This window comes from Rhizobium album, from assembly GCF_003122325.1.
GTDB classification, from domain to species: domain Bacteria; phylum Pseudomonadota; class Alphaproteobacteria; order Rhizobiales; family Rhizobiaceae; genus Metarhizobium; species Metarhizobium album.
This window is the reverse complement of record NZ_QFBC01000017.1, coordinates 84,297-105,560: the sequence shown is the minus strand read 5'-3', so window position 1 is coordinate 105,560 and position 21,264 is coordinate 84,297. Positions and strand designations below refer to the sequence as shown.

General features: G+C 63.1%; 19 protein-coding genes. 15 read left to right on the top strand and 4 right to left on the bottom strand.

Translation table 11 applies throughout. The annotated features are described in order from the left end of the window. Positions 1-3 precede the first annotated feature (3 nt). Genes DEM27_RS26785 through DEM27_RS26765 form a run of 5 tightly spaced genes read left to right on the top strand, consistent with a single transcriptional unit; the run spans position 4 to position 6,601 of the window. Positions 4-1,662: a hydantoinase B/oxoprolinase family protein gene (locus tag DEM27_RS26785; RefSeq protein ID WP_109461312.1), complete on the top strand. Its 1,659-nt coding sequence runs from the start codon at positions 4-6 to the stop codon at positions 1,660-1,662. Further along, positions 1,659-2,870, top strand: coding sequence for a pyridoxal phosphate-dependent aminotransferase (locus DEM27_RS26780; RefSeq protein ID WP_165823625.1), 1,212 nt, complete (start codon positions 1,659-1,661; stop codon positions 2,868-2,870). The genes DEM27_RS26785 and DEM27_RS26780 overlap by 4 nt, the downstream gene beginning before the upstream one ends. A gap of 13 nt (positions 2,871-2,883) precedes the next feature. Next, a complete protein-coding gene (locus DEM27_RS26775) occupies positions 2,884-3,696 on the top strand; it encodes an NAD-dependent epimerase/dehydratase family protein (protein ID WP_109461311.1) in 813 nt (270 codons plus the stop codon). Positions 3,697-3,704: 8 nt separating this feature from the next. Beyond that, positions 3,705-4,898, top strand: a complete 1,194-nt coding sequence (locus DEM27_RS26770; RefSeq protein WP_109461370.1) for an NAD(P)/FAD-dependent oxidoreductase — start codon at positions 3,705-3,707, stop codon at positions 4,896-4,898. 17 nt (positions 4,899-4,915) lie between these two features. Beyond that, entirely contained in the window at positions 4,916-6,601 is a 1,686-nt protein-coding gene (locus DEM27_RS26765; RefSeq protein ID WP_109461310.1) for a thiamine pyrophosphate-binding protein, read from the top strand. A 43-nt stretch (positions 6,602-6,644) separates the two neighbouring features. Here DEM27_RS26765 and DEM27_RS26760 read toward each other — a convergent pair whose 3' ends face one another. Both DEM27_RS26760 and ydiJ read right to left on the bottom strand, forming a co-directional pair. Beyond that, positions 6,645-7,376, bottom strand: a complete 732-nt coding sequence (locus DEM27_RS26760; protein ID WP_109461369.1) for a FadR/GntR family transcriptional regulator — start codon at positions 7,374-7,376, stop codon at positions 6,645-6,647. Between the two features lie 35 nt (positions 7,377-7,411). Beyond that, a complete protein-coding gene (gene ydiJ / locus DEM27_RS26755) occupies positions 7,412-10,492 on the bottom strand; it encodes a D-2-hydroxyglutarate dehydrogenase YdiJ (RefSeq protein WP_109461309.1) in 3,081 nt (1,026 codons plus the stop codon). 100 nt (positions 10,493-10,592) lie between these two features. Here ydiJ and DEM27_RS26750 point away from each other — a divergent pair, with 100 nt between their 5' ends. The 7 genes from DEM27_RS26750 to DEM27_RS26715 all read left to right on the top strand — a co-directional run bounded on the left by DEM27_RS26750 (position 10,593) and on the right by DEM27_RS26715 (position 16,090). Further along, positions 10,593-11,342 carry an SDR family NAD(P)-dependent oxidoreductase gene (locus DEM27_RS26750; protein WP_109461308.1) on the top strand — a complete coding sequence of 250 codons (750 nt, stop codon included), beginning with the start codon at positions 10,593-10,595 and terminating at the stop codon, positions 11,340-11,342. Beyond that, on the top strand, positions 11,335-12,075 hold the full coding sequence (locus DEM27_RS26745) for an SDR family oxidoreductase (RefSeq protein WP_109461307.1): 741 nt from the start codon (positions 11,335-11,337) through the stop codon (positions 12,073-12,075). Before DEM27_RS26750 ends, DEM27_RS26745 begins: the two co-directional genes overlap by 8 nt. 75 nt (positions 12,076-12,150) lie before the next feature. Then, positions 12,151-12,351: a hypothetical protein gene (locus DEM27_RS26740; RefSeq protein ID WP_109461306.1), complete on the top strand. Its 201-nt coding sequence runs from the start codon at positions 12,151-12,153 to the stop codon at positions 12,349-12,351. A gap of 3 nt (positions 12,352-12,354) precedes the next feature. Next, entirely contained in the window at positions 12,355-13,143 is a 789-nt protein-coding gene (locus DEM27_RS26735) for a pyrroline-5-carboxylate reductase (protein WP_109461305.1), read from the top strand. A 117-nt stretch (positions 13,144-13,260) separates the two neighbouring features. Beyond that, a complete protein-coding gene (locus DEM27_RS26730) occupies positions 13,261-13,443 on the top strand; it encodes a hypothetical protein (RefSeq protein ID WP_109461304.1) in 183 nt (60 codons plus the stop codon). A 584-nt stretch (positions 13,444-14,027) separates the two neighbouring features. Beyond that, positions 14,028-14,447 (top strand): low affinity iron permease family protein, encoded by a 420-nt coding sequence (locus tag DEM27_RS26720; protein ID WP_109461368.1) that lies wholly within the window; start codon positions 14,028-14,030, stop codon positions 14,445-14,447. A gap of 179 nt (positions 14,448-14,626) precedes the next feature. Continuing rightward, positions 14,627-16,090, top strand: a complete 1,464-nt coding sequence (locus tag DEM27_RS26715) for a sensor domain-containing diguanylate cyclase (protein ID WP_109461302.1) — start codon at positions 14,627-14,629, stop codon at positions 16,088-16,090. Between the two features lie 107 nt (positions 16,091-16,197). Here the strand turns inward: DEM27_RS26715 and DEM27_RS26710 are convergent, their stop codons facing one another. Together DEM27_RS26710 and DEM27_RS26705 are read right to left on the bottom strand one after the other, a co-directional pair. Then, positions 16,198-17,220, bottom strand: coding sequence for an LLM class flavin-dependent oxidoreductase (locus DEM27_RS26710; protein ID WP_109461301.1), 1,023 nt, complete (start codon positions 17,218-17,220; stop codon positions 16,198-16,200). 84 nt (positions 17,221-17,304) lie between these two features. After that, positions 17,305-17,961: an alpha/beta hydrolase family protein gene (locus DEM27_RS26705; RefSeq protein WP_109461300.1), complete on the bottom strand. Its 657-nt coding sequence runs from the start codon at positions 17,959-17,961 to the stop codon at positions 17,305-17,307. 215 nt (positions 17,962-18,176) lie between these two features. Here DEM27_RS26705 and DEM27_RS26700 point away from each other — a divergent pair, with 215 nt between their 5' ends. The 3 genes from DEM27_RS26700 to DEM27_RS26690 are packed head-to-tail and all read left to right on the top strand — an operon-like array spanning position 18,177 to position 21,242. After that, positions 18,177-18,968: a lysine/arginine/ornithine ABC transporter substrate-binding protein gene (locus DEM27_RS26700; RefSeq protein ID WP_109461299.1), complete on the top strand. Its 792-nt coding sequence runs from the start codon at positions 18,177-18,179 to the stop codon at positions 18,966-18,968. 60 nt (positions 18,969-19,028) lie between these two features. After that, positions 19,029-20,279, top strand: a complete 1,251-nt coding sequence (locus DEM27_RS26695) for an NAD(P)/FAD-dependent oxidoreductase (RefSeq protein ID WP_205908971.1) — start codon at positions 19,029-19,031, stop codon at positions 20,277-20,279. A gap of 33 nt (positions 20,280-20,312) precedes the next feature. After that, positions 20,313-21,242 (top strand): LysR family transcriptional regulator, encoded by a 930-nt coding sequence (locus DEM27_RS26690; RefSeq protein WP_109461297.1) that lies wholly within the window; start codon positions 20,313-20,315, stop codon positions 21,240-21,242. Positions 21,243-21,264 lie beyond the last annotated feature (22 nt).

The window sequence follows — 21,264 nt, the reverse complement described above, 5'->3', positions numbered from 1 at the left end:
CCGATGACTCAATCGATGATCGATATCCACATGCAGGTCATGTGGAACCGCCTGATCTCCGTGGTGGAAGAGCAGGCCCAGACGCTGATCCGCACCGCCTTCTCCACCTCGGTCCGCGAGGCGGGCGACCTGTCCGCCGGCGTCTTCGACCTCGAAGGCCGCATGCTGGCGCAGGCCGTCACCGGCACGCCGGGCCACGTCAACGCCATGGCCGAGTCGGTCGCGCATTTCATCCGCGACATAGGCCCGGAAAACATCTTCGAAGGCGATGTCTACATCACCAACGATCCCTGGAAGGGCACCGGTCACCTGCACGACATCACCGTCGTCACGCCGTCCTTCCACCATGGCAGGCTGGTCGGTTATTTTGCCTCCACCGCCCATGTCGTCGATGTCGGCGGGCGCGGTTTCGGGCCGGATGCGCGGGAAGTCTATGAAGAAGGCCTCTTCATCCCGATCATGAAGTTCTTCGAGCGCGGCGAACTGAACCGCACGCTCATCCATATCGTGCGCAACAATGTGCGCGAAAACGACAAGGTGGTCGGCGATTTCCACGCGCTGGCGGCCTGCAACGAGACCGGCCACCGCCGCCTGATCGACATGCTGACGGAGTTCAATCTAGACGATCTCTCGATGATCGGCGGCTTCATCCTCAAGCACAGCCGCGAGGCGACGCTGGAGCGCCTTCACAATCTTCCGCACGGCAGTTGGTCCTACAGCCTCGACCTCGACGGCTACGACGAACCAGTGCATCTGGCGGCAAAACTCACCATCGGCGCCGACGGCGTGCTGGTCGATTTCGATGGCACCTCGGGCATGAGCAAGTTCGGTATCAACGTGCCGCTCGTTTATGCCAAGGCCTATGCCTGCTACGGCATCAAATGTGTCCTCGCGCCGGACATTCCCAACAATGCCGCTTCGCTCGCACCCTTCGACGTCGCCGCGCCGGAAGGCTGCATCCTGAACGCCAAACGCCCGGCACCTGTTGCCGTGCGCCATGTGCTCGGCCATTTCGTCCCCGACCTGGTGCTCGGCGCCCTGCATCAGGCGCTGCCCGGCCAGGTGCCGGCGGAAGGCGCCAGCGCCTTGTGGAACCTGCATATGAGCGTTCGCCCCGTCTCCGACCAGATCGGCGGAAAAGGTGCCGAAATCCTGATGTTCAATTCCGGTGGTTCCGGCGCGCGCGCATCGCTCGACGGCCTGAATGCCACGGCTTTTCCGAGCGGCGTGCATACCATGCCGATCGAGGCGACGGAGAATGTCGGCCCGGTCATCGTCTGGCGCAAGGAACTGCGCGAAGGCTCCGGCGGCGCCGGCGCGCAACGCGGCGGTCTCGGCCAGATGATCGAGATCGAAGCGGCCGAAGGCTTCTCGTTCCGCTTCTCCGCCATGTTCGACCGCCTGAACCATCCGGCCCGCGGCCGCGACGGCGGTCTCGACGGCGCCGCGGGCTGCGTGGCGCTCGACGACGGTACGGTGCTGAAGGGCAAGGGCCTGCAATTCGTGCCGGAAGGCCGGCGGCTCGTCCTCTCCTTGCCCGGCGGCGGCGGATACGGCGATCCGGCCACACGCCCGGCGGACGCGGTCGCCCATGACGTCAAGCACGGATATATCACCGCGGAACAGGCTGCACTCTACGGCAAGGCGGGAGAAAAGGCATGAACATGATCGCATTCGAAAGCCACAGGGCATCCACCATCAAATCGTCGCCCTCCATGGCCGTTTCCATGGCGGCCAAGGCGATGCGGGCGAAGGGCGAGCAGGTGATCGACCTGTCGCTCGGCGAGCCGGATTTCGACACGCCAGCCCACATCGTCGACGCCGCCGTCGATGCGATGAAGCGCGGCATTACCCGCTACACCGCTCCTGACGGCCTGCCGGAACTGCGCGATGCGATCGTGAAGAAATTCAAGCGCGAAAACCGCCTCGATTATGCCATGGACGAGATTTCCATCGGCAACGGCGCCAAGCAGATCCTGTTCAACGCCTTCCTAGGCACGCTGGAACCGGGTGACGAGGTGGTGGTGCCGGCACCCTACTGGGTTTCCTACACGGACATCGTCATCCTGCATGGCGGCCAGCCGAAGATCGTTGCCTGCGGCGTCGAGGATGCCTTCAAGATCACGCCGGAGCGGCTGGAGGCGGCGATCACGCCGAAGACGCGCTGGTTCCTGTTCAATTCGCCCTCCAATCCGACAGGGGCGATCTATACGGCGGACGAGCTGCGGGCGCTGGGCGAGGTGCTGGCCCGCCATCCCCGCGTCGCCATCATGTCGGACGAAATCTACGAGCACATCGTCTGCGGCGACGTGCCCTTCACCTCCTTCGCCAATGCCTGCCCGGAGCTGCGCGACCGCACGCTGCTCATCAACGGCGTCTCGAAAGCCTATGCCATGACCGGCTGGCGGCTCGGTTACGCCGCCGGGCCGAAGAGCCTGACGGCGGTGCTGAACAAGATGCAGTCGCAGAGCACCACCTGCCCATCGTCGATCACCCAGGTGGCAGCGGCGGCAGCGCTGAACGGCCCGCAGGATTTCGTCGCCACGGCGGTAGCCGAATACCGGGCGCGCGGTGACCTGGTCGCCAGGGGTTTTGGCGCCATTCCGGGCCTTGGCGTGCGTGCGCCGGAAGGTGCCTTCTACCTCTTCCCGAAATGTGCGCCCTATATCGGCAGGACGGCGCCCGACGGAACGGCAATCGCCAACGACACCGAGCTCGCCTCCTACCTGCTGACGGAAGGCAAGGTTGCGACCGTGCCGGGCGCGGCCTTCGGCGTCGAGCCCTATATCCGTCTTTCCTTTGCGACATCCCGCGATAATCTGACATTGGCCATCGAGCGCATCGCCGATGCCTTGGCCCGGCTGCGCTAAAGAGGGAAACACCATGTCCCATTTCCAGAGAGTTCTTTTGACGGGCGCCTCCGGCGCCGTCGGCACGGCGCTTCGCCAGTCGGGCACCCGGCTGGGCAAGATCGTCCGCCTGTCCGACCGCAAGCCCTGCGAAAACCTTGGCCCCCATGAGGAGGATGCCACGCTCGACCTGGCCGATTTCGATGCAGTCTCGGAGGCGGTGAAGGGATGCGATGCCATCGTGCACCTGGGCGGGCAGCCGCTCGAAGCCGAATGGAAAACGATCCTCGATAGCAACATTTCCGGCGGTTACCACATCTACGAGGCAGCCCGCCGCCACGGCGTCAGGCGCATCGTTTACGCCAGCTCCGTGCACGCCATCGGCTATTACGAACGCACCGAAACCATCGACGGCAGCGTGCCGACCCGGCCGGACAGCCTCTACGGCGTCTCCAAGACCTTCGTCGAAAACCTCGGCCGCTATTATTTCGACAAGTTCGGCATCGAGACCGTCTCGATCCGCATCGGCTCCTGTTTTCCGGAGCCGACCGACCGGCGGCACCTGATCACCTGGCTTTCCTATCGCGACTGCCGTCAGCTCGTCGAAAAGAGCCTGTCGGCGGAACGCGTCGGTTTCATGGTCGCTTACGGCATGTCGCACAATAGCCGTGCCTTCTGGGACAACCGGACGGCCGCCTCGCTCGGCTACAAGCCGGAAGACAGCGCCGATGACTATGCAGACAAGGTCTTCGCCAAGACGCAGCAGGGGGACCCGAACGATCCCGCTGTCCGCTTCCAGGGCGGCAGCTTCTGCGCCGCCGGCCATTTCGAAGACGACAAGAAGTGAGCGCGGCGATGCAGGCTTCGAAGACTTCGTATGACGTGATCATCGTCGGTGGTGCCGTGGTCGGCAGTGCCACGGCCTATTTCCTGGCGACCAATCCCGATTTCACCGGCTCGGTGCTGGTCATCGAGAAGGACTGGACCTACCAGCGTTCGGCGACGGCGCTGTCCTCCAGTTCGATCCGCCACCAGTTCTCCAATGCGATCAACGTGCAGGTTTCGCAATTCGGCACCGAGTTCATCCGCAATTTCAAGGAAAACGTCGCCGTCGATGACGATACGCCCGAGATCGGTTTCCACGAGAACGGCTACCTGTTCCTCGCCGGCGACGAGCGCGGCGCGGATGTGCTGCGCCGCAACCATGATACGCAGATCGCCTGTGGTGCCGAAGTGTCGCTGCTCGACCCGGAAGGGCTGGGGAAGCGCTTCCCATGGCTCAACACCGAAGGCCTGACGCTCGGCAGCGCCGGCGAACGCGGCGAGGGCTGGTTCGATAGCGTCGGCCTGCTCCAGGGTTTCCGCAAGAAGGCCCGCACGCTCGGCGTCGAATATATCGAGGACGAGGTCGTCGCCGTACACCGCGAGGGTGATCGTATCGTCTCGGTAACAACGAAGGGCGGCCAGACGATCGCCTGCGGCACGCTCGTCAACACCTCCGGCACCAACGGCAAGAAGGTTGCCCGCATGGCCGGCCTCGACATTCCCGTCGAACCGCGCCGCCGCTCGCTGTTCGTCGTCGATTGCCGCACACCGCTCGGTCCCGGCGTCGGCCTGACTATCGATCCAACCGGCGTATTCTTCCGCCCGGAAGGCAAGTTCTACCTGATGGGCACCTATCCAAAGCACGATCCGGAGGTCGATCCCACCGATTTCGCCGTGATGCATGACGAGTTCGAGGACGAAATCTGGCCGACGCTGGCCGGCCGGGTACCGGCCTTCGAGGCGATCAAGGTGGTCAACAGCTGGGCCGGGCACTACGACTATTGCACGCTCGACCACAACGTCATTCTTGGCCCGCACGGCGCGGTGAAGAATTTCCTGTTCGCCAACGGCTTTTCAGGCCACGGCCTGCAGCAATCGCCGGCGATGGGGCGAGGGCTTTCCGAACTGATCACCTATGGCGGCTTCAAGACGCTCGACCTTTCGCCCTTCGGCTATGAGCGCGTCGTCGCGAACCGGCCGTTCCTAGAGGATGCCGTCATTTAACGGCTGAGGAGACTGACATGACAACCGAATATGAGACCCGCAGCGGCGGCCAGGTCCTGGTCGACGCCCTGAAGATCCATGGCGTGGAGCGTGTGTTCGGCGTGCCGGGCGAGAGTTATCTGGCGGCCCTCGATGCCTTCCACGATGCCGAGGAGGCGATCCAATTCGTCATCTGCCGGCAGGAGGGTGGGGCGGCCTATATGGCGGAAGCCTACGGAAAGCTGACCGGCAAGCCGGGCATCTGCTTCGTCACTCGCGGACCGGGCGCGACCAATGCCTCCGTCGGCGTGCACACGGCGTTTCAGGATTCGACGCCGATGATCCTGTTCATCGGCCAGGTGGCGCGTGACCAGGTGGAGCGCGAGGCCTTCCAGGAAATCGACTACCGCCGCATGTTCGGCCAGATGGCGAAGTGGGTGGTGGAGATCGAGGATGCCGCACGCATTCCCGAACTGATTTCCCAGGCCTTCCATCGTGCCGTCAACGGCCGGCCGGGGCCTGTGGTGGTGGCGCTGCCGGAAGACATGCTGACCGACAGGGTAGCCGTCGCTGATACCCCCGCCTACAAGCGGGTTGAAACCTATGCCGGCCAGCCGCAGCTCGACGAGCTTATCGCCCTGCTGGCAACGGCACAGCGGCCGATCCTGGTCGCCGGCGGTGGCGGATGGACGCAAAAGGCGGTGGCCGATCTTAAAGCCTTCTCTGAGGCATTCTCGCTGCCGGTCGCCGCGTCCTTCCGCTGCCAGGACCTGTTCGACAACAGCCATGCGAATTATGCCGGCGACCTCGGCCTTGCTGCCGGCCCGAAGCTTGTCCAGCGCGTCAGGGATTGCGATCTCCTGCTCTGTGTCGGCGCCCGTCTCGGCGAAATGACCACCGGCGCCTACACGATGATCGATATTCCCGTGCCGAAGCAGACCCTCGTCCATATCCATGCCGGGGCGGAGGAACTGGGCCGCGTCTACCATGCCAGCCTGCCGATCAATGCCAGCGTCGGCGGTTTTCTCTCGCAAGCGGCGAAGCTCAAGCCCGCCGCGGCGCCGGCCTGGTCTGAATGGACGAAGGCTGCGCATGCCGACTACCTGGAAAATCTCAAACATCCGCAGACACCGGGGCCGGTGCAGATGGGCGACATCATGGAGTGGCTGCGCGGCCATCTGCCTGCGGACGCCATTCTGACGACGGGCGCCGGCAACTATTCCGCCTGGGCGCACCGATTCTACCAGTACCGCACCTTCCGTACCCAGCTCGGGCCGACCAACGGCTCGATGGGATACGGCGTCCCGGCGGCAATCGCCGCCAAGATCACCGAGCCCGGCCGGTCGGTGGTAGCGTTTGCCGGCGACGGCTGCTTCCTAATGAACGGCCAGGAACTGGCGACGGCGATGCAATATGACGCCCGCGTCATTTTCCTCGTCATCAACAACGGCATGTACGGCACCATCCGCATGCACCAGGAGCGCAGCTATCCCGGCCGTGTCGCCGGAACGAAACTCACCAATCCGGATTTTGCCGCGCTTGCTCGCTCCTACGGCCTGCATGGCGAAACGGTGGAGACGACGGCGCAGTTTGCCGATGCCTTCCGCCGTTCGGAGGCCTCGGGCAAGCCGGCGCTGATCGAGATCCGCATCGACCCGGAGGCTTTGACGGTGAAGATGAGCCTGACGCAGATCCGTGAGCAGGCGTTGCGGCAACGGGCGTAAGATTGGGCTTCGACTTCATAGATCGCCGCGTTAAACGCGGCGATCAGTCTTCCGCCTGGCTGCCCGCCGGCTCGTCCAGCATCAGCCGGTAGCGGTTGAGGCTTTCTTCCAGATGGGCGATCAGTGCCTGCTTGGCGGCCTTGGGATCACCCTGGGTGATCGCGGCGAGGATGGCGGCATGCTCCTTGTTGATCTTCTTGAGATAGGCATTGTAGGTGCGGCCAGACTGGCGATGTTTCAGCACCAGGTCGAAATTGATCTCGCCCATGACCGCGTCCAGAAAGCTCGGGAAATGCGGGTTGCGTGTCGCCTTGGCGATGGCGAGATGGAATTCGAAATCGGCGCGGGCCTCGATCTCCGCATCGTTGGTATCGAGGTTTTCGATGTAATCGAAGGCGCGGGCGATCTCCGCGAGCGCTTCCGGCGTGCGGCGCTGGGCGGCAAGCGCCACCGATTGTATCTCCACGCCAAGCCGCAATTCTAGGATCTGCATCGCAGAACGGATGTCGTCGATGCGGCTGATCTCGAAATTCAGCGTCTTGACATCCTTTTCTGTGACATAGACGCCAGCGCCCTGCCGGGCGATGACACGTCCGGCGACCTTCAGCGAGGTCAGCGCCTCGCGGATGACGGTGCGGGAAACGCCGAACTCCTCGCACAATTGCGCACTTGACGGTATCTTCTCGCCTGGCGCATAAAGTCCGGAGTCGATGCGTTCGGCAAGCTTGGCGACGACGATTTCCGCGAGATTGCCCCGCTGTGTTATGATCGACATGCCGATACAGCCCTTTGTCCGGTAGTTTGCATTTATCACATATCATACATGACGTGTTCTTCCAGGGGAAGCGCCGCTTCTTCCTGAAGAATTGCCCGGATGATCTGCAGGGGATGCGGCATCTGGCGCTTCTCCATCAGCTTGACCTGTGACCGGCAGGAATACCCCGTCGCCATCAGCACGTCGTCCTGCTGCGCCTCAGCCAGCGCCGGCCGCCAGCTCATGCCGTAGAGTTTTTCGGAAAGGCCGCGATTGCGCACCTCATGGCCGAAGGTGCCGGCCATGCCGCAGCAGCCGGTCTCGACGAGGGAAAGGTCGACACCCAGTTTCGCGAAGACGGCCTTCCATTGATTGGCGGATGCCGGCGCATTGGTGCGCTCTGTGCAATGGGCCATCAACCGATGCGGTGGCCGGTCGGTAGAAGGTGCGGGAGCATGGAAGCGTTCCAGAGCCGTGACCAGCCATTCCTGGGGAAGCTGGACATGCGCTCCGGTCCGGGTCGCAGCACTGCCGGCATATTCGCTGCGATAGGTCAGCGTCATCGACGGATCGATGCCGACCAGCGGCACGCCGGTCTCCGCGAGACGGCCGAGCAGCCGGGCGGATCGCCCTGCCGCCACCTCGAAGGCGCCGAGATAACCGTGCACATGCAATGCTTTACCGTTGACCAGCGGCGGCGGGACGAAGGCGTGAAATCCGAGGCGGCTGGCGATATCCACGGCATCCAGCAGGATCTGCGGATCGAAATGCTCGGTAAAGGCATCCGGCACGAAAATCACGGACCTCGCCCGTTGGTCGGGGCTCAACGCCGCCAATGCCTGCGGCGTGGCGACCGGTATCCGGGCCTCGGTCAACGCACGGCGCAGCGACAGCGGGGGCAGGGCGGGCAAGGCCGTCAGGCCGGCAAACCGCATTGCCGCCTTTCCGGGCGTCGATGTGACGAAGAGGTTGTAGAGCGGCCGCAGCCGCGCCATCAGCGGCAACATGGTCTCGATGGTGGCGATGAGCGGATCTTTCAGCGGTCGCAGGTACCGGCCGTAATAAAGCTCCAGGAATTTTGCCCGGAAGGCGGGCACGTTGAACTTGACGGGACATTGCCCGGCGCAGGCCTTGCAGGCGAGACAGGTATCCATCGCCGCACGAACCTCGTGGGAAAAATCGTCGCGATTGACCGGGTTCAGCGTGTTCCACACCCGCCGGGCAAACTGCAGCGGTGTTTTCAGCCGCCGCTGTCGTGCCGCCTCCTCATGCGGCCGGACACCTTTTTCTGCCAGCCGCCGCAACCATTCGCGCATCAGCGACGCCCGGCCCTTCGGCGAAAAACGGCGATCGCCCGTCGCCTTGTAGGAGGGACACATCAGCCCGTCGAGATCGAAATCGAAACAGGCGCCGTTGCCGTTGCAATAGGCGGCGTTGTCGAAGGCGGCGCGGATGTCGTTGCCGATGATGCGGTCGGAGGCGCCCCGCAGCGGGATGTCGTCGATCTTCGGCAAGGTCGAGCCTGCCGGCGCGACGATCTTGCCGGGGTTCAGCTGGTTGAGCGGATCGAAAGCCTTTTTTATCTCTTGGAGGCGCGGATAGAGCGGGCCGAAAAAGGCGGGCACATACTCCGACCGCACCCCCTTGCCATGCTCGCCCCAGAGCACGCCGCCGTATTTTTGCGTCAGGGAGACCACCGCGTCGCTGATGCGCCGGACCAGTGCTGCGTGATCGGGGCGGGTCAGGTCGAGCGCCGGCCGGACATGCAGCACGCCGGCGTCCACATGACCGAACATGCCGTAGGTCAGTCCCTCCGCATCGAGCAAGGCGCGGAATTCCGCGATGTAGTCGGCGAGGTTTTCCGGTGGAACGGCGGTATCCTCGACGAAGGGCACCGGTCGCATCGGGCCGTCGACATTGCCGAGCAGGCCGACAGCTCGTTTGCGCATCGTCCAGACGGCCTCGATATCGGCTTTTGCGCGGGTGATCGTAAATCCCTTCCTGCCGGGGAAGGGGCTGCCTTCCAGCGCTGCGGTAACGGCGGAAAGCCGCAACGATAGCTCCTCCGGTGTGTCGGCCAAAACTTCGGCGATGTTGATGCCGTTCGCCTGGCCGTCCGCATCGTCGGGGAAGAAGGAGGCGATGCGCGGCCAGATGATATCGCCTTTGGCGAGATGCAGCACCGTTTCGTCCACCGTCTCCACCGAAGCGACAGACAGGCTGACAAGGTTGCGCGCATCCTGCAGGGCCGCCTGAAAATCGTCGTAGCGGATATTGATGAGTGCGGCACAGGCGGGAATGGGCAACAGGTTGAGTTCGGCCTCGGCGATCATCGCCAGCGTTCCCTCGGAGCCGCAGAGCACGGCGTTGAGATCGAAGCGCCCCTCCCTGTCCCTGATATGGGCGAGGTCGTAACCCGTCATGAAACGATTGAGCTTCGGGAAGATCCTTTCGATCTCCTTGCTGTCTTCGGCGGCGATGCGGGCCAGCGTGCGGTGAATATCGCCGATACGGTCCTGCCGCGCCTGCAGAACCCGCAATTCATCGTCCGCAACCGGGCGGGAGACGAAGTCGGTACCGTCTGCCAGCACGATCCGCAGGCCGAGCACGTGATTGCTCGTCTTGCCGTAGAGGCAGGAGCCCTGTCCGCAGGCATCGGTGGAGATCATGCCGCCGATGGTGGCGCGGTTCGAGGTCGAAAGTTCGGGGGCGAAGAACAGTCCGTAAGGAGCGAGCGCCTTGTTCAGCTGGTCCTTGACGACGCCGGCCTCGACCCGGGCGATGCGCCGAACCGGGTCGATCTCCAGGATGCGGTTCATGTGGCGCGAGCAGTCGACGACGATGCCGTTCGTCAGCGACTGGCCGTTCGTGCCCGTACCGCCGCCGCGCGGGGCAATGGCGCTATCGGCAAATTCCGGCCGGGCAAGCGCCTTGGTAATCCGCTTCAGATCGTCGATGGTCTTCGGGAAGACGATGGCCTGTGGTTCGACCTGGTAGATCGAGTTGTCGGTGGAGAATACCGTGCGGTCCGCCGCTGTCGCGACGATATCGCCTTCCAGGCCGGCTGCGGCAAGATACCGGAGGAATCCCGCGCTGCGCAACGGCGCGCGCCTTGTTGTCTCGAGGCGGGGAATCATGGGCAGAGTTCCAAAAACGGCTTGCGCTTCATTCAAGTTGGCATATAAGTGATAACATACCAATATGGTGGCGCAACCTGAAAATCGCGAGGTAGGAAACGTGAAGAACCAGTCTGTTGTCATCGTCGGCGGCGCTTCGGGCCTCGGCCTTGTGACGGCGAAGCTGATGATCGCCCACGGCGCGACAAAAATCGGCCTCATCGACCGCAACGAGGTGTTGCTCGCCTCCGCCGCAGCGGACCTGCAGGCACTCGGCGCGGAAGTGGCAACCGCGGTTGCCGATATCTCCCGGGCCGAGACGGCGCACGCAGGCTTCGACGCGGTTGCCGGCAAGCTCGGCCGTATCACTGCGCTGGTTAACAGTGCTGCGATCTATCCCCGCAAGGCCATCCTGGACATCACCGACGAGGACTGGGACCTGGAAAACGCCATCAACATCAAGGGCACCTATCATATGATGGTGGCGGCGGTGCGCCATATGCGCCAGTTCGTCACCCTGCCTGAGGTAACCGGCCGCATCGTCAACATCACCTCGGTCGATGCCTTCAAGGCGCATCCGCAGAACGCGCATTATGCCGCGACGAAGGCCGCCGTCGTCAGCCTGACGAAATCCTTCGCCCAGGAATGCGCCAGGGACCAGATCCTCGTCAATTCGGTGGCGCCTGCAGGGTTTGCCACCGATCGCGCCAAGGAGCTTGGTTTCCTGCCGGAACTCGCAAAGGCCAGCGCGCTCGGCCGCGCCGCCGAGCCGGCCGAAATGGCCGAATGGATCGTCATGATGGCATCGGGCCGCAACACCTATGCCACCGGCGAAAACGTCGTGATCAGCGGAGGCTACATCTATGTCTGACGCCTATCGCGTCGCCGTGGTCACCGGCGCCACCAGCGGTATCGGCAAGGCCATCGTGCCGATGCTGCGCAACCGGGGCCTCACCGTCTATGCCGTCGGCCGCAACGAGGCGGAACTCGCCGCCCTTGCCGCATCGACCGGCGCGATCGCCGTTCAGGCGGATGTGCGCGACACGGCGCGCATCGCCGAAGCGCTCGATGGCGTCGCGGTCGACGTTCTCGTCAACAATGCCGGCATCCTCTCGACCCGTGCTGCCTTTCCGGACATGGACCCGGCGGAAATCGACGCGATGATCGACATCAACCTCAAGGCGCCGATGCACCTGACGCGGATGGTGCTGCCCGGCATGGTGGCGCGCAAGCGCGGCCATCTCATCTATATCGGTTCCAGCGGCGGGCAGGCGCCCTATCCGTCGATGAGCGTCTATGGTGCCTCCAAGGCCGGCCTCAGCCTGTTTTGCGACAACCTGCGCTGCGACCTTCTCGGCAGTTCCGTGCGGGTCAGCGAGATCGTGCCCGGCCGGGTGCAGACGGCGCTCTACCGCACCTCCATTCCCGGCAACCAGGCGAATGCGGTGCTCTACGACGGCTATCGGCCGATCCAGCCGGAAAACATCGCCCAGATCGTCCATGACGTGATCGTGCTTCCCGTGCATGTCGACGTCGCCCGCATCGAGGTGTTCCCGACCGATCAGGCGACCGGCGGTGGCACGATGGTAAAATTCGAGGCATAGGGCATTTCCGGCCGAAGCGGCGTCGCTTCGGCGTCGGACAATGCGGCGCAACAAAACTGGATCGGGAAGAAGTCGATGACCGGCATAGACGATAAGCCGCAGCAGAGCGCCGAAGCCGCACCGGACCCGGTTAGTTACTACCGGCCGGTCGCAATCCGCTCCGTCCTGGCCGCCCATGCCATGATCCCGCGCGTTGACATCCAGTTGTCGCCGGACCCTTCGCCCGCCATGACCGCGCTCCTGCCGGCAGGCTTCCATACCATCGTGGAGGATTGAACGATGGCGCTCCCCGCATCCACGCGGCTCGGTTTCATCGGCACCGGCACGATCACGGAAGCGATCGTCACCGGCATCTTGTCCGATGGAGAGGATCTGCCCGACATCATCGTCTCGCCGCGCTCGGCTGCGACAGCCGGCAGGCTTGCCGCCCGTTCGCCGAAGGTGCGCATCGCCGGCGACAACCGGCAGGTCGTCGACGAGGCGGACATGGTTTTCCTGGCGATCCGGCCGGATGTGGCGGAAGAGGTCGTGCGTGCCCTGCATTTCCGGCCGGGACAACTGGTCGTCAGTCTTGTGGCGACAGCCGACCACGAAAGCCTGCGTCAATGGATCGATGCGCCGGTGGAGATCGTGCGCGCCGTGCCCTTGCCCTTCGTCGCGACGCGCAGCGGCGTCACCGTCGTTTTCCCGCCGGCACCGGCTGTCGAAGCCTTCTTCGCCGCCCTTGGCACGGCAGTACCGTGCCGGTCGGTCGAGGAGTTCGCGTTGCTGACAACGGCGAGTACGCTGATGGGGTCCTATTTCGGCATCATGGACCACGTCGTCGGCTGGCTGGGGGAAAAAGGCATGCCGACGGAACAGGCAAGGGCTTATCTCGCGCCGCTGTTTTCCAGCCTATCCGCGGTCGCTGTGAACGCACCGTCGCGTTCGCTGGAGGATCTTCGCCACGAATATTCCACCAAGGGCGGCTTGAACGAGCAGATGTTCGTCCGTTTCCACGCGCATGGCGGCACGGACGCCTTGACCACGGCGCTCGAAAGCGTCCTTGACCGGGTCCGCAAGCGCTGATGATGTCCGCCGGGGATCGCAATTCTCCGTGGCCGGGAACAAGTGGCGCCGCTTCGCCGTTGAGGCAGCGGATCGGCAAAGCCGGTCTCGTGCACCCAACGACCAAGGAGAATGGATATGGCGACCAACGCCGGTTCACCGCAGGCCAAGGCAGGCCAGAATAATCCCAAGGGCGCAAATCCCGAAAAGAAGGCTTCGGGCAGCAAGCCCAACAATACCGGCAATGCGTCCGGCGTACATGGCGGCACAAACGAGCATCATGTGAATGCCGCCGCGAAGAAGGACACCAAAAAGCATTGAGGTGCTCGAAAGCCCGCTTTCTGCGGACTTTCGAGCCGGCAGGCAGCCTAACCGCGGCCGCTTCGCCTCTATGCACCTTTTTTCGACGATTGTATATCCATAACCGACCGCACCTTGTTCGCCAGGTCTTCGACCGTGAAGGGCTTGGCGAGCAGGTGCGTGTCCGGTTCCAGGATGCCGTTGTGATTGCATTGCGCGTATATCGGGTGGTGTACAGCACGGGGATGCCGATCCCCTTTCCCAGAAGGGTGTGAACCCGTCGGCTGCACGGTCGGAGCTGTTTTCGGCGGCCTGCAGGAGATGGGCATCATCATTCTGGACGGACACGTCGGCAAACCTATGCTTGGCCTGAGCCGAGGAATCAATGGATTTGACTTGTTCACATGGATCCCGTAGCTGGCCGCTATCAAAAATGACACCACCTGCGGGCGCAGGCACGATACAGGTTCGGCGCCTGTCGTCGCACGCCGTCCGGGGTGCCCATCCCCGCGCGTATTCGATCGGTAAATGGCCGACGCAACTGTTGGGCTTCGAAAGCGTTCTGGCTGTCGATCGTGGCACTCAAGCGGAGCAGTTTCATGCGCATTTCTGATTTCTTTTGCCGTTTCTCCAATGTGGTCGCCGATGCCAGCGGCAAGCCCGCGACATTCGTCCTCGCCCTCGCGGTGATCCTTGCCTGGGCCGTCGCAGGCCCGATTTTCGGATTTTCGGAGACGTGGCAACTGGTGGTCAACACCGGCACCACGATCGTCACCTTCCTGATGGTGTTCATCCTGCAAAATTCCCAGAACCGGGACGGCAAGGCGTTGCAGGCGAAGCTGGACGAGTTGATTCTGACCAGTTCGGCCGAAAACCGCTTCATGGGCATCGAAAAACTCGATGAGAGCGAATTGCGGCGCCTGACACATATGCTCAAGGAAGCGGCCGACAGCGAGCCTGACAACCACCTGGAGCACAAGATGAGCCGGCTGGCTCAAAAACACGCGTCCGGCGAGGTTCAATAAGGCGCAGGCCCCATCGGCGTTACGTCCGGTCGCAAAACATGCTCGTCGCGTGGCCGCACGATTGACGACGCGATCCCCGGAACAGTCAAGCAGCGGTTTACCTTTCGCAGCTAATAGTAAGGATACGCTGGGTTTTTGCGCTGCCGGCGCGCACACTTAACTCGTTTTCAGGTGGATAAATGTCCGAGACATTCGATTCAGACGTCTTCAACCTCTCGCCAATCGCGATGTGGATGGAGGATTTCAGTGATGTCAAAGTCCTCTTCGATCTCTGGCGTTCGCAAGGAGTAACGGATATCCGCGCTTTCCTGTGCGAAGATACCGCTCGCATCACCCAATGTTCGGCGCGGATCCGGCTGTTGAACGTCAACGCCAAGACGCTCGAACTTTTCGAAGCCACCGATCTCGATCATCTCCGGAACAATTTGCACCAGGTCTTCCGGGACGATATGCTGGAAACGCATGTCAACGAACTGGCCGATCTCTTCGACGGAAAGCAGACGTTTTCCAGCACCACCGTCAACTACACCCTTTCGGGCCGGCGTCTGGATATCCAGCTGCGGGGCGCGGTGCTGCCGGGCCATGAAGATACGCTGGGCAAACTTCTGTTGACCACCGAAGACATCACGGTGCGTGAAGATGCGCGCCGGGCGGAGATCGCACAGAGGCTTTATGCCGAAGGCATTTTCGAATATTCGCCGGTATCGCTGTGGATCGAGGATTTCAGCGGCGTCAAGGTGTTGATCGAAACAGTCCGCGACCGTGGCATTAGCGATTTCCGCACATTCATGGATGTGCATCCGGAGTTCGTCCGGCAGTGCATGAGCGAAATCCATGTGATCGACGTCAACCAAGCGACGCTCGACCTGTTCTGCGCGCCGGATCAACTGAGCCTGCTCCAGCGCATCGGCGAGATTTTCCGTGACGACATGGAGAAGCCGTTCCGCGAGCAGTTGATGGAGCTTTGGAACAACAACCTCTATCATCATCGCGAGGTCATCAACTACGCGCTGGACGGGGCGGTGCGCCATCTCCTCTTACATTTCTCGGTGTTTCCCGGCTACGAGGACAGCTGGTCCCGCGTCCAGGTCGCTCTGACCGACATCACCGCCCGGAAAAAGGCCGAAGCCTATCTCGAATATCTCGGCAAGCACGATGTTTTGACCAAGCTTTACAACCGCGCCTTCTATGTCGACGAGATCAACCGGCTGGAGCGGAAGTCGCTTCGCCCGGTCTCGGCGATCATGATCGACCTGAACGGACTGAAGGACGCCAACGACCAGCTCGGCCACGATGCCGGCGACGCCCTGTTGCGGCGCTTCGGGGAAATCCTCAACGGCGCGGTTTCGAGGCCGAATTGCGCCGCGCGGATCGGCGGCGACGAGTTCGCGGTGCTGATGCCCGGGACGGACGCCAAGGCGGCAAATGCCATGATGGAAACCATCAACGAACTGCTGAAGATCAACAACCAGTTCTATTCGAGTGCGCCGCTCAGCGCGTCATTCGGTGTCGCGACGAACGAACCCGGTGAAAGCATGGAATCCCTCGTCAGGCGGGCCGACCTGCTGATGTACGAGCAGAAAAAGGTCTATTACGAAACCAGGCGGATCGACACCGGCCCGATGACGCGCCGCGTTTCGTGAACCGGGCGATCCGAGAAGGTTAGGCGCGACCGATATCGCAAGCGGAAAAAACCGCTTGCGATGGCAGCAGGCAAGGCTTTGCTGCCTCATGGTCTGCAGGGCTTGCTCTACCGCCAGCCGAGCGCCGGGGCGATGTGTGTGAGAATCGACTCGATCACATGGGCGTTGTATTCGACGCCAAGCTGGTTCGGCACGGTCAGAAGCAGCGTATCGGCTTCGGCGATGGCTTCATCCTCTGCAAGCTGCTTGATCAATATGTCGGGTTCTTCCGCATAGGAGCGCCCGAAGATCGCGCGGGTGTTTTCGTCGATATAGCCTATCGAATCCTGTTCCTTGCCGCCGCGGCCGAAATAGGCGCGGTCGAGGTCGTTGACCAGCGCAAAGATGCTGCGGCTGACCGAGACGCGCGGCGCGCGGCTGTGGCCTGCCTCCTTCCAGGCATCACGATAGGCGCGGATCTGCGCCGCCTGCTGGATATGGAAGGGTTCGCCGGTCTCGTCGTTCTTCAAGGTCGAGCTTTGAAGGTTCATGCCGAGCCTGGCGGCCCAGACGGCCGTCGCATTCGAGCTTGCGCCCCACCAGATCCGCTCGCGCAATCCTTCGGAATGCGGTTCGAGGCGCAGCAGGCCCGGCGGGTTGGGGAACATCGGATGCGGGTTGGGCTTGGCAAAACCCTCGCCCTTCAGGAGCTGCAGCAGGACTTCCGCATGGCTCCGGCCCATGTCGGCATCGCTCGTGCCTTCCTGTGGCTGGAAGCCGAAATAACGCCAGCCGTCGATGACCTGTTCGGGCGAGCCGCGGCTGATGCCAAGCTGCAGGCGTCCGCCGGCGATCAGGTCGGCGGCGCCGGCGTCTTCTGCCATGTAGAATGGGTTTTCGTAGCGCATGTCGATCACGGCGGTGCCGATCTCGATGGTTTTCGTCTTCGCCCCGACCGCCGCCAGAAGCGGGAAGGGCGAAGCAAGCTGGCGGGCGAAATGGTGGACACGGAAATAGGCGCCGTCCGCGCCGAGTTCTTCGACGGCGACGGCAAGATCGATCGACTGGAGCAACGTATCGCCGGCAGAGCGGGTCTGCGATTGCGGCGAGGGTGTCCAGTGGCCGAAGGAAAGGAAACCGATTTTCTTCATGAGACAGCCTTGATGTTCGTTTGGCCCGGGAGCCTACAAGATGGGAAGCGACATCCGCCATGATAAGAGCGTTGAACGGTCTGTTCAGCGATCCGGTTTTCCCGGCGGCAGGCGCCGCGTCCAATCGCGCGTCTCCTGCGCCATGCGGGCAAGATGCTGGGCGGCCGTATATCCGGAAACACTCTTGCGCGGTTTCAGATCGTGGTCGCCGTCCTCCAGCCAGAGCAATGAGATCGATGGCGACAGCCTATAGGCGCCGACCTCGTCGCGCGTCCCGAATTCGTCAAGCGTGCCCTGGATGATGAGGGCGGGTGTTTTCAGGGGCTCCAGATGGGCCGTGCGCAATTGCGCCGGCTTGCCGGGCGGATGAAAGGGATAACCCAGGCAGACGAGGCCGGCGATGACGCCTTCCGCGTACAGGGGATCGGCCACCATGCTGGCGACACGGCCGCCCATGGACTTTCCACCGATGATCAGTTTTCCCTTGACCGGCAGGGCGGAGACTGCGTGCCGGTATTCCGGTATCAGCAGTTCCGCCTTCGGCGGCGGCTTGCGCGAGGATGATTCCCGGCGCGCCGCCATGTAACCGAATTCGAAACGGGCGACGCGCATGCCTGCCGCTGCCAAGGCAGCCGTGGCCGCCGTCATCGACGCCGAATCCATCGGCGCGCCGGCGCCGTGCGCCAAAAGCACGGTCACTTCGGCGTCGTCGGGACCATCGAAAAGGAAAACCGGCTGCAAGCATGTCTCCCGGACTGGAGGAAGGCGCACGCCTGTCATACAGTGATCGGGCCGCACACCAAAGGCAAAAACGCTCATGCGCCTGTTTCCTCACCAATGCATTGCGTGAAAATACATTCACCAGATTTATGAAAATAATGCGATATATAAATTTGCTTGCTGTTGAGCGGCGCGTAATGTGGGCCGTCATAAAGAAACGCGCCAGAGGGCTTCCCATGTCGATCAAGATTGCGGCGATTGCCGCCAACCTCGTTCTCGCCACGCTCGTGGCGGTATCGCCGGCCAAGGCCGAAGAGCCGCTGAAGATCAAGATTGCGACCGAGGGCGCCTATCCGCCCTTCAACTCCGTCGATACGGCCGGCAAGCTCATCGGCTTCGACGTCGATATCGCCAACGCGCTGTGCGCCGAGCTGAAGGCCGAATGCGAACTCGTGGCGCAGGATTGGGACGGCATCATCCCCGGCCTGCTGGCCAAGAAATACGACGTGATCATCGCCTCGATGTTCATCACCGAGGAGCGCAAGCAGAGCGTCGATTTCACCAAGCCTTATTACAAGGCGGCCATGACCTACGTCATGAAGAAGGGCGACGACGCCTCCGTTCTCGACAAGCCCGATCTCGGCGGCAAGTCGGTCGGTGTGCAGGCGGGAACGACGCAGGCCGCTTTCGTGGAAGCCGCGCATCCGGATGCCGACATCAAGCAGTATCCGACCCAGGACGAAGTCAACCTCGACCTTGCTGGTGGCCGCCTCGACATGCAGGTCGGCGATCTCGTGCCGATGCTCGAATGGACGGAAAAGACCGAGGACGGCAAGTGCTGCGTCCTGACGGGCAAGCCGATCACCGATCCGAAATATGTCGGCGAAGGCGTCGGCATGGCGATCCGCAAGGAGGACGGTGCCCTCAAGGAAAAGCTGAACGGTGCCCTTGACGCCATCGTCGCCAACGGCGTCTACAAGTCGATCAACGACAAGTATTTCTCGCTCGATATCTACAAGATGGAGTGATGCCTTTCCCGGTTCCGGGCGGCGGATCGCCGTCCGGGGCAGGTTCTCCTTGACGGATCGATCCCCATGACATCGGAAATCTTCGTGCTCGGCGCCGGCATTGTCGGCGTCAGCGTGGCATTGCATCTGCAGCAACGCGGCCGCGATGTCGTTCTCGTCGACCGCAATGCGCCCGGTGAAGGCGCAAGTTTCGGCAATGCCGGCCTGATCGAGCGAGCGAGCGTCATTCCTTATGCCATCCCGCGCGACTGGAGAGCCCTGCTCGGTCACGCCTCGAACCGGAATGCAGCGGTTCGCTACGACCCCGCCTTCCTGCCGCGGATCGCGCCATGGCTGCTCGGCTACTGGCGCGCCTCGCATCCCGACCGGCTGGCGACGATCGCCGGCGAACTTCTGCCGTTGATCGAAGCCTGTCTTGGCGAGCATGAACGGCTGGTCGAGGCTGCCGGCCTGTCGCACCTGCTGCGCCGTGACGGCTGGATCGAAGTCGTCCGCAGCGCCGCGACGCTGGACGAGGCCGGCCGCCGGTCGTCCGAGATGCGCTCCGGTTATGGCCTCGTCTCCGATGTGCTCGACCGGCAGGCACTTGCACGCCTGGAGCCCGCCCTGCTCCCGGCTGCGGTCGGCGGCATCCATTGGCGCGATCCGTTTACCGTTTCCGATCCCGGCGCCCTGACGAAGGGATATGCAACGCTGTTCGAAATGCGTGGCGGCACGATCCGGCGCGAAGCCGTCAGTCGCATCGCGCCGGATCGTGCCGGCTGGCGGATCGTCACGGAGAATGCTTCCCATCGCTCCGGCGCGGTGGTGGTAGCACTCGGCGTCCATTCGAACACACTGCTTTCACCGCTCGGATATCGCGTTCCCCTCGTCGGCAAGCGGGGATACCACATGCATTTTCGCCCGGAAGGCGAGGCGACGTTGCGCCACGCCGTTCTCGACGAGGAGATCGGCTACGTCATGTCGCCGATGGCGGCGGGCATCCGCCTGACGACCGGCGTCGAGCTTGCCGCGCCGGACGCGCCGGCAAACCGCGTCCAGCTGGATCGCGCCGAGCGACGGGCGCGCGAAATCTTCCCGCTTGGTAAGCCTGTCGAAGACAAGCCGTGGATCGGCCTGCGTCCCGCCACGCCGGACATGAAACCGGTGATCGGCCCGGCACGCCGGCATCCGGGTCTCTGGCTTGCCTTCGGCCATGCGCATCACGGCCTGACGCTCGGCCCGGCGACCGGCCGCCTGCTGGCCGAACTGATGACGGGCGAGACACCCTTCGCCGATCCTTCGCCTTTCGACATCGCCCGGTTTCTCTGATAGGTGCCATAGCCGTATCAGCGGGATGTCGGCATGCGAAACGAACGGTTCTTGAGGGATCTCGACTGGAACCTGATCTTCATCTTTCAGGTCATCGTCGAGGCCGGCGGTATCACCGCCGCCGCGGAACGGCTTTTACGAACGCAACCCAGCGTTTCCAATGCGCTCGGCCGGCTGGAAGCGGCGGTCGGGCACCGGCTGATCCATCGCGCCCGCGGCACCTTCCGGCTCACCGAATACGGCCAGCTTTTCCATGAGGAGACGTTGCGTGTCGTGCACGGCGTCGAACGGATCGCCGACCTTGCCTCCGATGCGGCCGAACCCAACCGTTACCTGCGCCTGCTCGTCGCCAACCATATCGACTCCGCCACCTTCGACCGGGCGCTGCAGACATTCAACACGCGCCAGCCGGGCGTAAAAATCGAGATCGAGACGGCGCCTTCCGGTGTCGTCGTCGAACGGGTTCGGGCCGCCGATGCCGCCATCGGCCTGTGCATCCTCAACCGGGCGCTGCCCGATCTTGCCTGCCGTTACCTCGGCTCCAGCCGCATGGCCTTCTATTGCGGCCGCCGCCACCCGCTGTTCGGCCACGAGGCGCTGACGCTCGACGATCTCGATGCGCACAACTACATTTCGTTCGAAAGCGACCATCTGGAAGCGGGCCTTGATGCGGTGGCGCGGGTCGGCATCGGCAATCGCTTTCGCGACAACCGGATCGCCAGTTCGGCCAATGACGAGGAGGTCCTGCGGCTGATCGAGGCGGGCATTGGTTTCGGGCCGCTGAACGTGTCAATGGGGGCCTTGTATGCCAGGGAAGGGCGGCTCTGGCAGCTGCCACCCTACGAAGACCTGCCGACCGTGCGGACCTATCTCATCACCAACCCCGCCCGGTCGATGACACGGGAAGACGTGACCTTTATCGATGTCGTCGAGGCGATCCGCGACGCTGAAGGCAGCCGCTGAGGACAGGGGCGCAAACTGAAAA